Here is a 13,709-nt window from a genome sequence, read left to right on the forward strand (position 1 = left end):
CATACGGGGCCGGGCGTTCTTACGGCGCCTGGTCCCCGTTCCTTTTCTCACGCGGGAGTGGAAAAGCATGAAAAGCAAAGCCATAAAGCAGAGCTCCCAGATAAAGTCGACCAGACATTTTTGGTGGCTCTTCCTTTTGCCCGTGACGGCTGCGTTCTGCATTGGCTTCGTCTGGCCGTTTATCCAGGGCATCTACCTTTCTTTCTGCAAATTCAAGACCGTTTCGAGCGCCAAGTTCGTGGGTCTTTCCAACTACGCCTCCGCCTTTGCGGACGAGTCCTTCCAGCATTCCTTCTGGTACACGGCGCTCACTGCCATCGTCTGCCTTGTCCTCATCAACGTGATTGCGTTTGCTGTGGCTTACGCGCTCACGCAGGGCATCAAGGGCTCGAACATCTTCCGTACGATCTTCTTTGCGCCTAACCTCATCGGCGGCATCGTCCTGGGCTACATCTGGTCGATGATTTTCGACGGCATCCTGCAGCAGTACGGCACGTCGGTGGTCCTTGAGACCAAGTACGGCTTCTGGGGCTTGATCATCCTCATGTGCTGGCAGCAGATCGGCTACATGATGATCATCTACATTGCCGGCATCCAGGCCGTTCCCGAGGACATGATCGAGGCAGCCAAGATCGACGGCGCAACCAAGGCGCAGACGCTCTTCAAGGTGATCATCCCCAACGTCATGCCGTCAATCACCATCTGCACGTTCCTCTCGCTCACCAACGGTTTCAAGCTCTTCGACCAGAACCTCGCGCTTACGGGAGGCCTGCCGTACGAGCAGCTCGCCGATGGCTCGACCATCAACACAACCGAGATGATGGCCCTGAACATCTATAACACGTTCTACTCCGGTACCGGTGCATCGCGTGGCGTTGCCCAGGCAAAGGCGGTCATATTCTTTATCCTCGTGGCAGCCATGGGCCTTGCGCAACTCTCGTACACCCGTAAGAGGGAGGTGCAGCAGTAATGGCAAACCAGCAGCCACAGACGCTCGCATCCGAGGCGCGTCACAAGAAGATTCTGACCATCGTCTTTACCATCATCTGCGTCATCTGGGTCCTGCCCGTTGTGTGCGTGGCAATCAACTCCTTCAAGCTGAACACCTTCGTCAAGACCGAGACGTTTGCCCTGCCCACCGAGGAGAGCTTTGCCGGCTGGTCCAACTTCATCACCGGAATGACCTTCGGCAACTACCCGTTCTGGAGCGCGTTTGGCTACAGTGCCCTCATCACCGTGCTCTCCACCGCGCTGATCCTTGTCTGCTGCTCCATGGCGGCCTGGTACATTGCCCGTGTGGACTCCAAGTTCTGCAAGGTCATCTACACGCTCTGCATCTTCTCGATGGTCGTGCCCTTCCAGATGGTCATGTTCACGCTGTCCAAGACGGCTGACACTCTGAAGCTCAACACGCCCTGGACCATCCCCATCGTCTACCTGGGCTTTGGTGCGGGCCTTGCGATCTTCATGTTCGTCGGCTTCGTGAAGTCCATCCCGCTGGAGATCGAGGAGGCTGCCGCCATCGACGGCTGCGGCCCGGTGCGCACCTTCTTCCTGGTCGTGCTCCCCATGCTCAAGCCTACGCTCATCTCCGTCGGCATCCTCGAGATCATGTGGGTCTGGAACGACTACCTCCTCCCGTACTTGGTCCTGGACATCAACCAGTACCGCACGATCCCCATCCAGATCCAGTACCTCAAGGGCAGCTACGGAACGGTCGACCTGGGTGCAACCATGGCAATCATCCTCATGGCCATCATCCCCGTCATCGTGTTCTACCTCTCCTGCCAGAAGTACATCATCAAGGGCGTGGCTGCCGGCGCAGTCAAGGGCTAGGCCAACGACCGGGCACGTCTGAGTTCGCCCCCTCTTTCCCACTCTCTTCGCGGGACCCGCTCTGGGCCCCGCGGAGGGGGACCTCCTCAAAGACATGCAGCCTATCGTGGGGACGCGGGCCCCGGCTGCGACCTAAGGAAGGAATCCGAGAACCATGGCAGAAGTCAGCCTTAAGCACATCACCAAGATCTATCCCAATATCGAGAAGACCAAGAAGCACCACTTTGGCAAGAAGGCCGCCGAGCCCGAGAAGAAGAGCAACCTCAAGGTCACCGACGAGGGCGTCGTGGCCGTCGAGGACTTCAACCTCGACATCGCCGACCGCGAGTTTGTCGTCCTTGTCGGCCCCTCCGGCTGCGGCAAGTCCACGACGCTGCGCATGATTGCCGGCCTCGAGAGCATCTCCGGCGGCGAGCTCACCATTGACGGCAAGGTCATGAACGAGGTGGCCCCCAAGGACCGCGACATCGCCATGGTCTTCCAGAGCTACGCCCTGTATCCTCACATGACTGTGTACGACAACATGGCCTTCCCGCTGAAGCTCCGCAAGGTCCCCGAGGACCAGATCGATCAGAAGGTCCGCCAGGCGGCAGAGACCCTGGGCATCACCCAGTACCTTGACCGTAAGCCCAAGGCCCTCTCCGGCGGCCAGCGCCAGCGCGTCGCCATCGGCCGCGCCATCGTGCGCGACCCCAAGGTGCTCCTCATGGACGAGCCCCTCTCCAACCTGGACGCCAAGCTCCGCAACCAGATGCGCGCCGAGATCATCAAGCTCCGCAAGCGCATCAACGCCACCTTCGTCTACGTCACGCACGACCAGACCGAGGCCATGACCCTGGGTGACCGCATCGTGATCATGAAGGACGGCGTGGTGCAGCAGGTTGGCACCCCGCAGGAGGTCTTCAACGAGCCCGCCAACCTCTTTGTGGCCGGCTTCATCGGCGTGCCGCAGATGAACTTCTTCGATGGCCACCTCGAGAAGACCGCCTCGGGCTACGTGCTCGACGCGCTCGACACCAAGATTGCCATCTCGCCCGAGACTGGCAAGGCCCTTGAGGCAGCCGGCGTCACCTCGCTCGATGTCACCGCAGGCGTGCGTCCCGAGCAGATTCAGCTTGCCAACGCGGACGAGCCGGGCGCAATGTCCGGCACCATCGACGTCTCCGAGCTCATGGGCTCGACGGTCCACGTGCACGCGAGCGTCGAGGGCTACGACTTTGTCCTCGTCATTCCCACCATCGACTTCGACGGCGCCCTGGGCAGGTCCTTTGCCGATGGCGCACCCATCTCCTTCAAGTTCGAGCCGAACGCTGTCCACTTCTTTGACAAGGCGTCCGGTAAGAACATCATCAAGCCGTAGCCTTCCCTCCCTCCCGCGACATCGGCTTGGTGCGGCCCCGGCCCGCTTTCTCGGACGGGTCGGGGCCCTTTTGCGGGAGCGACATCGATGACGGCCTGCGCGAGAGCGCAGAACGAGAGAAGGAGAGAAACATGGAGAGAGCAAGCGGCGTTCTCATGCCCGTCTCGTCGCTTCCGGGTATTGTGGGCATTGGCACCTTTGGTCGCGAGGCGTATGACTTCGTGGACTTCCTTGCCCGCACCCACCAGCGCTACTGGCAGGTGCTACCCCTCACCACCACAAGCTTTGGCGACTCGCCCTACCAGTCCTTCTCCGCCTTTGCGGGGAATCCGTACTTCATAGACATCCAGGATCTCGTTCGCCTTGGCTACCTCACCGAGCAGGACCTCGTTGTCTTGCCCTTTGGAGACGACCCAGAGAATGTCGACTACGGCACGCTCTTCCGCGGTCACAGGGCGCTGCTCGAGCGTGCGCTCCCGAGCTTCTCGGCGGCGCCGCCCGAGGACTTCGAGGAGTTCTGCGAGGCGAATGGCTCCTGGCTCGAGCCTTACTGCGAGTTCATGACCGTCAAGGAGGAGTTTGACCTCAAGGCGTACTACGAGTGGCCGCAGCAGTACCGCAGTCGCGGCAAGGCGAGCGCAGCGCTCTGCGCCAAGCACCCCGAGCGCATGCGCTACCACCAGATGACGCAGTACTTCTTCTATCGTCACTGGAAGAGCCTGAAGGACTACGCCAACGAGCGCGGCGTCCTTATCATTGGAGACATCCCCATCTACGTCTCGCGCGACTCCGTGGAGATGTGGGCCACTCCGGAGCTCTTCCGCGTGGACGCCACGGGCAACCCCACGTGCGTGGCCGGTACCCCGCCCGACCAGTTCTCCTCGACCGGTCAGTACTGGGGCAACCCCATCTACGACTGGGCGGGCATGGCCGAGGACGGCTTTGCCTGGTGGGTCGAGCGCCTGCGCGCTAGCCTCGAGCTCTACGACATCCTGCGCATCGACCACTTCCGCGGCTTCGAGTCCTACTGGTCCGTGCCTTTTGGCGCGCCTGACTCGAGCTTTGGGCGCTGGGCCAAGGGTCCCGGCAGCGACGTCTTTGATGCCGTCGCCGAGCATCTGGGCGAGCTGCCCATCATTGCTGAGGACCTAGGCTTCATGACGCCAGAGGTCATAGCCATGCGCGAGCACACGGGCTTCCCCGGCATGAAGATCCTGCAGTTTGGCTTTGACTCCGAGGGCGATTCCCTCGACCTTCCGCACCACTACGTTGCCAACACCGTGGCCTATGTGGGCACGCACGACAACGAGACTGCCATGGGCTGGTTCAAGGACACCGCCACGCCCGACGTGCGCGAGAAGACCATGCGCTACCTGGCCCTTGGGCCCGGTGAGACCGTGGCGCAGGGCTGCAACCGCGCCATTGCCGCCTCGGTGAGCGACACCTGCATCTTCCGCATGCAGGATCTTCTCGGGCTGGATAACTCCGCTCGCATCAACACCCCCTCGACCGTGGGGAAGAACTGGCGCTGGCGCATGCTGCCTGACGCCGTGACGCCCGAGGTTGAGGCAGAGCTCTCTGACCTGACCACCACCTACTACCGGGTCCCCGGCACGAAGGAGCCCGAGCTTCCCGAATAGGGGAGTGCGGGATGCCGCATGGCCACCGTCCACTCTGTCATGTCACCGCGACACTTGGAGGTATCGCAACGCATGAAGATCGATCTTGAGGCACGTTCCCAGGAGAAGTTTGGCCGTCCGCTCGCCGAGCTCGACGACACCACCATCTGCACCATGCTTGAGGACATCGTCCGCGAGCATGCGGCGACCATGCCCCTCAACGAGGGCAAGCGCCGCCTGTACTACCTCTCGGCCGAGTTTCTCATTGGCCGTCTGCTCACCAACAACCTCATCGAGCTCGGCGTGTACGACGACGTTAAGGCGCAGCTCGCTGCCGCCGGCCACGACCTGGGTGCCGTCGAGGAGCGCGAGGTCGAGCCGTCCCTGGGCAACGGTGGCCTGGGCCGCCTTGCCGCGTGCTTCCTGGACTCCATCGCAACGCTTGGACTTCCCGGCGACGGCGTGGGCCTGAACTACCACTACGGCCTCTTCCACCAGCGCTTTGTTGACCTACAGCAGGCTGCGGAGCCCGATGGCTGGCTGGACCGCCAGGACTGGCTCGTGAAGGACGAGAAGGCCTACACCGTCGAGTTCGGCGGCTTTACGGTGAAGTCGCGCCTGTACGACATTGACGTCTTGGGCTATGGCCGCACCACCAAGAACCGCCTGCGCCTCTTTGACCTCGAGAGCGTCGACGACTCGCTGGTGCCGGTCAACTCCATCGACTTCGACAAGGGCGAGCTCGCCAAGAACCTCACGCTCTTCCTCTATCCCGACGACTCCGATGACGCCGGTCGCCTGCTCCGTGTGTACCAGGAGTACTTCATGGTCTCCAACGCGGCCCAGCTCATCCTCGACGAGGCCGTCGAGCGCGGCTCCAACCTGCACGACCTGCCCGACTACGCCGTGGTGCAGATCAACGACACGCACCCCTCAATGGTCATCCCCGAGCTTGTGCGCCTGCTCGTGGACGTTCACGGCTTCGAGTTCGACGAGGCCGTCTCGGTGGTGCGCCGCATGGTGGCCTACACCAACCACACCATCCTTGCCGAGGCGCTCGAGAAGTGGCCGCTTGAGAGCTTGAAGACCGTTGCCCCGCGCATCGCGGAGATCGTGGTCAAGCTGGATGAGCTCGAGCGCGCCGAGAATGGCAGCAACGACGCCGTGGCCATCGTACGCGACGGCGTGGTGCACATGGCCCACATGGCTATCCACTACGGCTTCTCGATCAACGGCGTGGCCGCGCTGCACACCAAGATCCTCGAGGACACCGAGCTGCACCCGTTCTACGAGCTCTATCCCGAGAAGTTCTCCAACAAGACCAACGGCATCACCTTCCGCCGTTGGATCATGGACGCCAACCCGGCGCTCTCGGGCGTGCTCGACGACGTCCTGGGCACCGACTGGCGCACCAGCTGCGACCTCTCCGGGCTTCTCGCTTTCAAGGACGACGATGCGGTCCTCGCGCGTCTGGACGACGCAAAGTCTGAGGCCAAGGCCGGCATGCGCGAGTTCCTGTGGGAGACGCAGGGCGTGCGCATCCCCGAGGACGCCATCATCGACGTGCAGGTGAAGCGCATCCACGAGTACAAGCGCCAGCAGATGCTTGCGCTCTACATCATCTGGAAGTACCTCGACATCAAGAACGGCAACATCCCCGCGCGTCCGCTCACCATCATCTTTGGCGGCAAGGCGGCTCCCGCCTACACCATCGCGCAGGACATCATCCACCTTATCCTGCTGCTCTCCCGCTGGATTGCGGCAGATCCGGTTGTCTCGCCGCACCTGCAGGTGGTCATGATCGAGAACTACAACGTGAGCGCTGCCGAGCGCGTGATTCCTGCCGCCGACATCTCCGAGCAGATTTCGCTTGCCTCCAAGGAGGCCTCGGGCACCTCGAACATGAAGTTCATGCTCAACGGAGCCGTGACCCTCTGCACGCTGGACGGGGCAAACGTCGAGATTGCCGACCTTGTGGGTGACGAGAACATCTACACCTTTGGTACCTCCTCCAAGGAGGTCGAGCGGCTGTACGCCGAGCACGCCTACGATGCGCACGCGCACTACCTGCGCCCCGGTGTGAAGCTCCTGGTGGACTTCATCGCCAACCCCGCCTTCCTTGCGCTGGGCAACGCTGAGCGCCTGCATCGCCTGCACGACGATATGGCCTGGAAGGACTGGTTCATGGCGCTTCTCGACATTGAGGAGTACATCCAGAAGAAGGAGCAGGTGCTTGCCGACTACGAGAACCGCGATGCCTGGCGCAAGAAGTCGCTGGTGAACATTGCGAAGGCGGGTGCCTTCTCGTCCGACCGCACCATCCGTCAGTACAACGAGGACATCTGGCACCTGTGAGACAAGGGGAGTTTCCCTTTGTCTCATAAAAACGGCCTCGGAGCGAAGTTGCTTCGGGGCCGTCGTTATATGAGTTGCGCCATGAGACAAGGGGAAACTCCCTTTGTCTCACATCCCTTCGAACGCGGCGCAGATGGCGTCGAGCAGCAGCACGGCGTAGGTCTGGGCGTCGCTGATGGTGAAGGTGCCCTCGAAGTTGGGGCCAACGGGCAGCTCGATGCGCACCACGGGCACGGTCTCGCGCGAGCTCTCAACGGCTGTGCGCAGGCGCAGCGGCAGCGTGTCGACGTCATCCATCACCACGTTAGAGGTGTTGTTGCCTTCCGGCAGCGGAGCGGCCGAGAGCACGAGCACGGCCTGCGCGCCCTTGCAGGCGTCGGATGCCGCGGAGTCCACAAGCTCGAGGCCTGAGGCGTTTGTCGTGGCGCTTGCCAGGTTCCAGATGCGGCCCGCTACGTTTCTCGAGATGGGGTCCTCGCCGGTGATGCAGAGCTTCACGACCTCGAGCACGCCTGCGGCGCGGGCAAAGCCCATGCCGCCCTGCGGGTGTGGGCCAGCAGCGGGGTTGCCGCCCCACACGTGCTTCAGGCGGTCGATGGCATCAAAGGTGTCGGGGAAGGCCATGCCGTCTGCCAAAAGGCCAACGCTCTCCTGGAACTGCTTGACCGCGGCCTCGGTGTGGGCGCCGTACTGGCCGTCGACCGCGCCGCAGGAGAAGCCCAGGACGTTGAGGCGCTCCTGAAGCTGGCGCACATCGTTGCCATGGAAGTTTGGGAGGCGCAGGTAGAGCGTGCGGTCACCAAGCTGGTAGCACTCATCCACCAATGCGGCCCAGGTAGCAGTATCAATGACGTCGCCCAGCGACAGACCGTGGTCGAGCCTAAAGCGCGCGACGGCGGTGGCTGTCGAATGGCCAAAGGTCTTCTCGGCAGTTTCCTTCTCGTCGATCTTGTATCCCAGCGAGCCCAGGCGCTCCTGGATGTCCTCCACGGCGGCGCCCGACGCGCCTTCGCGAATTGGTTCCATACCCTAGTTCCCCTCGATATCGTGGGCGTGAGGCAGCATCCGGACTAGCCCCTGCGTTCCACAAAGAAGTCTGCCATAGATTCGAGAACAGCGTGTGCGTCTCCTGCGAGCTCGACGCCCTTGAGGCTTGCCTTTGCGCTGCGCGCGAGGCCATGGGCGTAGCTGCGCACTGCGTCGATGGCCCCCGCGCCCTCCATGAGCTCTACCGCGCGGGCTAGCGCCAACGTGTCCGTTGCGTGCAACGAGAGGATGCCGAGAAGCTCGTCCCTCTCGGCGCCTGTAAGATGCTCGAGCGCCCAGCACACGATCATGGTGCGCTTGCCCTCGGTGATGTCGCTCCGGAAGTCCTTGCCCTGGGCCTCGGCGTCGCCAACGAGGTTGAGGAGGTCGTCCTGCAGCTGGAAGGCGAGACCTGCGTCTATGCCAAAGGAGCCAAGCGCCTCCACCTGTGCGTCCGTTCCGCCACCGCAGATGGCGCCAATGGAGAGCGGCGAGGCGGCGGAGTAGAACGCGGTCTTGTGCGTGGCCATCGTGAGGTAGTCACCCGTGGTGACGTCCCAACGCTCGTCGCGCGCCCAGCCGAGGTCGAGCGCCTGACCCTCGACGGTGCGCTGCTCCATCTGCGCAATCTCCTCGAGCACGCGCAGCTTGGTTGTGCCGTCGAGCGATTCGTCCTCGAGCACGCCCCCGAAGGTGCGAACGATGCCGAGGTCACCAACGTTGATGGCCACGCCAACGCCTTCGGTGCGGTGCACGCAGGGCTGCCCACGGCGCATCTCGCCCTCGTCGGCGATGTCGTCGTGGATGAGGGCTGCGGACTGGAAGTCCTCTATTGCGGCCGCGGCCGAGAGGGCACACGAGGCGTCTCCGCCAACGGCCTCGCAGCCAAGCAGCACCAGCGCGGGACGCGTGCGCTTGCCGCCCGAGCGCGTGAAGCGCGCAAATGGGTCGTAAAGGTAACGCGAAAGGTCATCGCCCGCGTGCGTCTCGTCGGACAGGGGTGCGGGCGCGTGTCCGACGAGGTACGCCTCGATGGCGGGGCGCTTCTCGGCGAGGTATTCCGCGAAGAGCCTGCCCCCGTTGCCCGTGTCTGTGGCACTGCCTGCTGCCATGGCTAGCCCTCGTAGCCGTTGGGGTTCTTGCACTGCCAGTTCCAGGAGTCGCGGCACATGTCGTCGATCGTGTACTTGGCCTCCCAGCCCATCTCGCGCTTGGCCTTGGAGCAGTCGGCGTAGTTGGCGTCGACGTCGCCGGGACGGCGCGGGTCGATCTGGTAGGGGAGGTCCTTGCCGCAGGCGCGCGAGAAGGCCTTGATGATCTCGAGGACCGAGGTGCCCTTGCCGGTGCCGAGGTTGAAGATCTCCACTCCGGTGCGGCCGTTCATCCAGTTGAGAGCCGCGGCATGGCCGGTGGCAAGGTCGCAGACGTGGATGTAGTCGCGGACGCCGGTGCCGTCTGGGGTGTTGTAGTCATCGCCAAAGACGTGCACGCACTCGCGCTTGCCGATGGCAACCTGCGCGACGTAGGGCAGGAGGTTGTTGGGAATGCCCTTGGGGTCCTCGCCCATGAGTCCCGATGGGTGCGCGCCGATGGGGTTGAAGTAGCGGAGAAGCACGACGTTCCACTCTGGGTCTGCGGTGTGGAGGTCGGTCAGGATCTGCTCGATCATCCACTTGGTCCAGCCGTAGGGGTTGGTCGCGGGCTTCTTGGGGCTCTCCTCGGTGAGGGGGAGCTTGTCCGGGTCGCCGTAGACCGTGGCGGAGCTGGAGAAGATGATGTCCTTGCAGCCGTGGTTGCGCATCACGTCCACGAGCGTGAGGGTGTTGCCCAGGTTGTTGGTGTAGTACTCGATGGGCTTGCTCACGGACTCGCCAACTGCCTTGAAGCCGGCGAAGTGGATCACGCGGTCGATGTGGTTCTCGTCAAAGACGGCGTTCATGGCCTCGCGGTCGTTGACGTCGGCGCGGTAGAAGGTGAGGTTGGCGGCAGCAGCGTCGCCCACGATGGTCTTGATGCGGCCGATGACCTTCTCCGACGCGTTGGAGAGGTCGTCGACAATGACTACCTTGTAGCCGTCCTGAAGGAGCTCCACCACCGTGTGGCTGCCAATGAAGCCGGCGCCGCCGGTGACGAGCACGCAGGTGTTCTTTGGGTCTTTTGCTTCGCTCATGGGTTTCCTTTCGGGTCTTGTGACAAGGTACCTCGCGGCGAATAAGCCAAGAAGACAGTATACGTTGCCGATGTGTACGCTGCGTTGGGGTTGGTGGGCGCCGAGAACCCCGCCGGCAACGTGGTTGCTGCTACAACGCGCCCCCGGCGTCATTTCTGCACCGGAGGCGCGTTTCTCTCCGCCGCGGCTGCTGAGGCGCTCCCTCCGGCGCCGGCGGCGCGGAGCTCCACCTCCTCGAGCATCTCGTCGTAGCCACGGAGGGCGGCAAACGGGATGAACTGGCGCCCCCGCTCGGGGGAGGCCATGGCACGGCGCGGCCCGTCCTCAACAATGCGCTGGACAATGCCCCTAAGCACCGCTTCCCTGCGCTCCTGCTCGCGCTCGCCTATGTCTGGCCACGAGGATGCCAAAGGTAGCCGGCCGATCTCTTGGCGCACGTCCTCACGCACGGTGGCCCCCGATCTGCAGGTTGCGTTCACGGGCATTGGCGGCGGGAAGAAGACTCGTGCCAGAAAGCACGGTGTTGGGCCCAAAGCGCCGTCGCGCGCGCATCACGGCGCCGGCCAGCCTTGCCTCACGCGCGTCTGCCACGGGGTTGTCGAAGAGCGTGGGGGCTGCGATGGCCACCGGGACAACGCCGCCCAGCCACAGGCACACGCGGCGTATGGGCACGTTGCGCGCAACCGTCTGGTCGTAGAGCGCGAGAAGTGCGTCCGTCACCTCTCGCTCGCCGGCCGTTTGGTGTCCGAGGCCCCTCTGCCCGCCGCCGTGCCCAAAGAGCTCGGCCTGGCCCGAGTAGCCCACGTAGAGCCCCACCGTGTCGCACGCGAGTGCCTGCTGCCGCAAGTCCAGGCAGCTCTGCCAGGCCATCTCGCGCAGCACCACGCGCGCCTCGCCAAAGCCGTAGTCGCGCATGAGCACCTGGCCGTTGGAGAGCGAGCGCGCCATGGGCACGTACCCGCGGGCGTCCGCAATGGTGCAGGGCTCGAGCCCCCAGGCGTGGTCAATGAGCCATTCGGCGTTGCGGCCAAACTCCCCGCGCAGCCACGTTGGGTCCGTGGCGCAGATGCCCGCAAGGTCGTAGACGCCCGCCCGAGCGAGCCTGCGCGCAATGCCGGGCCCTATGCCCCAGATGTCCGTGATGGGATGGTGGAACCACACGTCGCGGCGAAAGGTCTTCTCGTCCAGCTGTCCTATGCCATCTGCGGCGTGCTTGGCCATGAGGTCGAGCGCCACCTTGCAGAGAAACATGTTGGGGCCTATGCCCGCCGTTGCCGAGACGCCCGTCTCCTCTCGTACCGTGGCGATGATGCGCTTTGCGAGCGCCCGTGCGTTGGGGCCATAGAGCGCCTGGTAGGGCGTCACATCGAGAAAGGCCTCGTCCACGCTGTACGGCCAGGCGTCCTGACTGGACACGTAGCGCAAGTAGATGGCGTACACCTGCGCGGAGACCTCCATGTAGCGGTACATCCTGGGCATGGCAGTGATGTAGGGGATGCCCTGGGGTATCTCGCGCACGCGGCAGCGGTTCCTGACCCCCTTGGCCTTGAGCGCGGGGGTTATGGCCAGGCAGATGGTGTTGGGGCTGCGCGTTGGGTCTGCCACCACAAGGTCCGTGGCGAAGGGATCCAGGCCCCTGTCGGCGCATTCCACACTTGCGTAAAACGACTTGAGGTCGATTGCCAGGTAGGTCTTCTCGAGTGCGTGCGCATCTGGTGCCATGGCTCCTCCATTCCATCTAGGAACACATGTTCTAACTCGCATAAGGTTATACGGCGTCCGCGCGACACAAATAAGCGTGTTCCGCTCGGAGAATTCACTACTCGTTCGCTTGTCGAGAGGGAACACATGTTCTATTCTCTGGCCATGGAATATCGAACGCTCACAGACGGGACGCGGCGCCGTGTGCACCGCGAGTACGTGGACGTCGTCGCTCGCTTTGGGCGCGACGGCTCCCTGGAGCCCGTTGCGGTCATCTGGAAGGACGGGAGGAGCTTTGCAATCGATGAGGTAACGGAGGAGGGCACGTTTGGCGCCGAGACGCGCGGGCGGCGGCAGGCCTGCTACCACGTGCGTTTTGGTGGGCACGAGACGGAGCTCTACCTAGAGAGACGCAGCGCCGTTCCGGCGGCGGGGCAACCCGAGGAGCTGCGCTGGTGGGTCTTTGCCTACGACCAGACGCGCTCGCGCGAGGCGGGGAAGTAGTGGCTCGCTTGACCTGCTGCCTGTGTTGCCCGCGTCGTGCGGTCCGCGCTGCCGTCCGCGCCGCCTGTGACCCGCCCACCACCTTTTCCATACTTTTTGTTTGGATGGCGTTATAGTTTGTAAGCAAGAACGCCGTCATCGGACAGGCACCACATCTGTGGCGGCGAAGCCCACAGGCACCACATGGGCAGCACGCAAAAAGCATCGCACCAGAGATGCGCCCCAGGCAGGCATTACACCGAGGGAAAGGAAGGCACCATGGCAGGCACCAGCATCACCAGGCGTTCGTTTGCGTTGGCGGCAGTAGCCGCGGCAGGCCTTGGATTGGTGGCGTGCGGAGGCACGCAGTCCCAGTCTGCAGACTCGACGGCGGCAGACACCGCGTCCGCGGCAGAGACAAAGACGCTCGTCGTCTTTGCGGCGGCCTCGCTCACCGAGTCTCTCACCGAGGCGGGCGACCTCTTCAAAGCAGCCAATGACGGCGTGGACATAAGCTTCAACTTCGACTCCTCGGGCACCCTCAAGACACAGATCCAGGAGGGGGCAGACTGCGACGTCTTCATCTCCGCCGGCCAGAAGCAGATGAACCAGCTTGACGCCAGCGCCACCTCCGGCAACGACGAGGGCCTCGACTTCATCAACCACGACACGCGCTTCGACATCCTCGAGAACAAGGTCACGCTCTGCGTGCCCGACGGCAACCCCAAGACCGTCCAGGGCTTCGATGACATGGCCAAAAAGCTCCAGGCCCACGACATCCTGCTGGGGATGGGCAACTCCGACGTGCCCGTGGGCCAGTACACCCAGAAGATCCTTGCCTACTACAACCTCGACGAGACCGAGCTGGCAAACGCTGGCTGCATCACCTACGGCACCAACGTGAAGGAGGTCACCTCGCAGGTAACCGAGGCGGCCGTCGACTGCGGCGTCATCTACAAGACCGACGCCACCTCGGCAAACCTCGCGATGGTGGACGAGGCCACCGAGGAGATGTGCGGCCGCGTGGTCTACCCGGCCGCAGCCACCAAGAACGCCCCCCAGCCCGAGCTGGCCGTGTCCTTCCTCGACTTCCTCAAGACCAAGGATGCCAGCGACTGCTTCGAGAAGGTCGGCTTCACGCCGCTTGCCGAGGCGTAGC

Annotated in this window: 12 protein-coding genes; 7 read left to right on the forward strand and 5 right to left on the reverse strand. The window is 63.4% G+C overall.

What is annotated here, in order from left to right:
* Positions 1 to 67: 67 nt before the first annotated feature.
* The 5 genes from AUL39_RS01855 to glgP all read left to right on the forward strand — a co-directional run bounded on the left by AUL39_RS01855 (position 68) and on the right by glgP (position 7,170).
* A complete protein-coding gene (locus AUL39_RS01855) occupies positions 68 to 970 on the forward strand; it encodes a carbohydrate ABC transporter permease (RefSeq protein ID WP_059053012.1) in 903 nt (300 codons plus the stop codon).
* On the forward strand, positions 970 to 1,836 hold the full coding sequence (locus AUL39_RS01860) for a carbohydrate ABC transporter permease (protein WP_042088917.1): 867 nt from the start codon (positions 970 to 972) through the stop codon (positions 1,834 to 1,836). The genes AUL39_RS01855 and AUL39_RS01860 overlap by 1 nt, the downstream gene beginning before the upstream one ends.
* Positions 1,837 to 1,990: 154 nt before the next feature.
* The gene (locus AUL39_RS01865; protein WP_032110493.1) at positions 1,991 to 3,196 is read left to right on the forward strand and encodes an ABC transporter ATP-binding protein; all 1,206 of its coding nucleotides are present in this window, start codon (positions 1,991 to 1,993) and stop codon (positions 3,194 to 3,196) included.
* 131 nt (positions 3,197 to 3,327) lie between these two features.
* Positions 3,328 to 4,836 carry a 4-alpha-glucanotransferase gene (malQ, locus tag AUL39_RS01870; protein ID WP_059053015.1) on the forward strand — a complete coding sequence of 503 codons (1,509 nt, stop codon included), beginning with the start codon at positions 3,328 to 3,330 and terminating at the stop codon, positions 4,834 to 4,836.
* A 72-nt stretch (positions 4,837 to 4,908) separates the two neighbouring features.
* Entirely contained in the window at positions 4,909 to 7,170 is a 2,262-nt protein-coding gene (gene glgP / locus AUL39_RS01875; protein WP_059053017.1) for a glycogen/starch/alpha-glucan family phosphorylase, read from the forward strand.
* Between the two features lie 108 nt (positions 7,171 to 7,278).
* Here the strand turns inward: glgP and AUL39_RS01880 are convergent, their stop codons facing one another.
* The 5 genes from AUL39_RS01880 to AUL39_RS01900 all read right to left on the reverse strand — a co-directional run bounded on the left by AUL39_RS01880 (position 7,279) and on the right by AUL39_RS01900 (position 12,088).
* Positions 7,279 to 8,196: a peptidoglycan-binding domain-containing protein gene (locus AUL39_RS01880; protein ID WP_059053019.1), complete on the reverse strand. Its 918-nt coding sequence runs from the start codon at positions 8,194 to 8,196 to the stop codon at positions 7,279 to 7,281.
* A 44-nt stretch (positions 8,197 to 8,240) separates the two neighbouring features.
* A complete protein-coding gene (locus AUL39_RS01885) occupies positions 8,241 to 9,308 on the reverse strand; it encodes a polyprenyl synthetase family protein (protein ID WP_059053021.1) in 1,068 nt (355 codons plus the stop codon).
* 2 nt (positions 9,309 to 9,310) lie between these two features.
* Positions 9,311 to 10,366 carry a UDP-glucose 4-epimerase GalE gene (gene galE / locus AUL39_RS01890; protein ID WP_059053024.1) on the reverse strand — a complete coding sequence of 352 codons (1,056 nt, stop codon included), beginning with the start codon at positions 10,364 to 10,366 and terminating at the stop codon, positions 9,311 to 9,313.
* A 149-nt stretch (positions 10,367 to 10,515) separates the two neighbouring features.
* Positions 10,516 to 10,815, reverse strand: coding sequence for a hypothetical protein (locus tag AUL39_RS01895; RefSeq protein ID WP_059053026.1), 300 nt, complete (start codon positions 10,813 to 10,815; stop codon positions 10,516 to 10,518).
* Positions 10,808 to 12,088, reverse strand: coding sequence for a Y-family DNA polymerase (locus AUL39_RS01900; protein ID WP_059053028.1), 1,281 nt, complete (start codon positions 12,086 to 12,088; stop codon positions 10,808 to 10,810). The genes AUL39_RS01895 and AUL39_RS01900 overlap by 8 nt, the downstream gene beginning before the upstream one ends.
* Positions 12,089 to 12,214: 126 nt before the next feature.
* Between AUL39_RS01900 and AUL39_RS01905 the strand changes: the two genes are divergently transcribed.
* Together AUL39_RS01905 and modA are read left to right on the forward strand one after the other, a co-directional pair.
* Complete coding sequence (locus AUL39_RS01905) at positions 12,215 to 12,571, forward strand: hypothetical protein (RefSeq protein ID WP_059053033.1); 357 nt, start codon at positions 12,215 to 12,217, stop codon at positions 12,569 to 12,571.
* A 258-nt stretch (positions 12,572 to 12,829) separates the two neighbouring features.
* The gene (gene modA, locus AUL39_RS01910) at positions 12,830 to 13,708 is read left to right on the forward strand and encodes a molybdate ABC transporter substrate-binding protein (protein ID WP_059053035.1); all 879 of its coding nucleotides are present in this window, start codon (positions 12,830 to 12,832) and stop codon (positions 13,706 to 13,708) included.
* Position 13,709: the final 1 nt, after the last annotated feature.

It is taken from the genome of Tractidigestivibacter scatoligenes (assembly GCF_001494635.1).
Classification (GTDB): domain Bacteria; phylum Actinomycetota; class Coriobacteriia; order Coriobacteriales; family Atopobiaceae; genus Tractidigestivibacter; species Tractidigestivibacter scatoligenes.

What these genes read in the sequence shown, in the direction of transcription:
- AUL39_RS01855 (WP_059053012.1), top strand. Translation starts at nt 68, where the DNA reads ATGAAAAGCAAAGCCATAAAGCAGAGCTCCCAGATAAAGTCGACCAGA.
- AUL39_RS01860 (WP_042088917.1), top strand. Translation starts at nt 970, where the DNA reads ATGGCAAACCAGCAGCCACAGACGCTCGCATCCGAGGCGCGTCACAAG.
- AUL39_RS01865 (WP_032110493.1), top strand. Translation starts at nt 1,991, where the DNA reads ATGGCAGAAGTCAGCCTTAAGCACATCACCAAGATCTATCCCAATATC.
- malQ (WP_059053015.1), top strand. Translation starts at nt 3,328, where the DNA reads ATGGAGAGAGCAAGCGGCGTTCTCATGCCCGTCTCGTCGCTTCCGGGT.
- glgP (WP_059053017.1), top strand. Translation starts at nt 4,909, where the DNA reads ATGAAGATCGATCTTGAGGCACGTTCCCAGGAGAAGTTTGGCCGTCCG.
- AUL39_RS01880 (WP_059053019.1), bottom strand. Translation starts at nt 8,196, where the DNA reads ATGGAACCAATTCGCGAAGGCGCGTCGGGCGCCGCCGTGGAGGACATC.
- AUL39_RS01885 (WP_059053021.1), bottom strand. Translation starts at nt 9,308, where the DNA reads ATGGCAGCAGGCAGTGCCACAGACACGGGCAACGGGGGCAGGCTCTTC.
- galE (WP_059053024.1), bottom strand. Translation starts at nt 10,366, where the DNA reads ATGAGCGAAGCAAAAGACCCAAAGAACACCTGCGTGCTCGTCACCGGC.
- AUL39_RS01900 (WP_059053028.1), bottom strand. Translation starts at nt 12,088, where the DNA reads ATGGCACCAGATGCGCACGCACTCGAGAAGACCTACCTGGCAATCGAC.
- AUL39_RS01905 (WP_059053033.1), top strand. Translation starts at nt 12,215, where the DNA reads ATGTTCTATTCTCTGGCCATGGAATATCGAACGCTCACAGACGGGACG.
- modA (WP_059053035.1), top strand. Translation starts at nt 12,830, where the DNA reads ATGGCAGGCACCAGCATCACCAGGCGTTCGTTTGCGTTGGCGGCAGTA.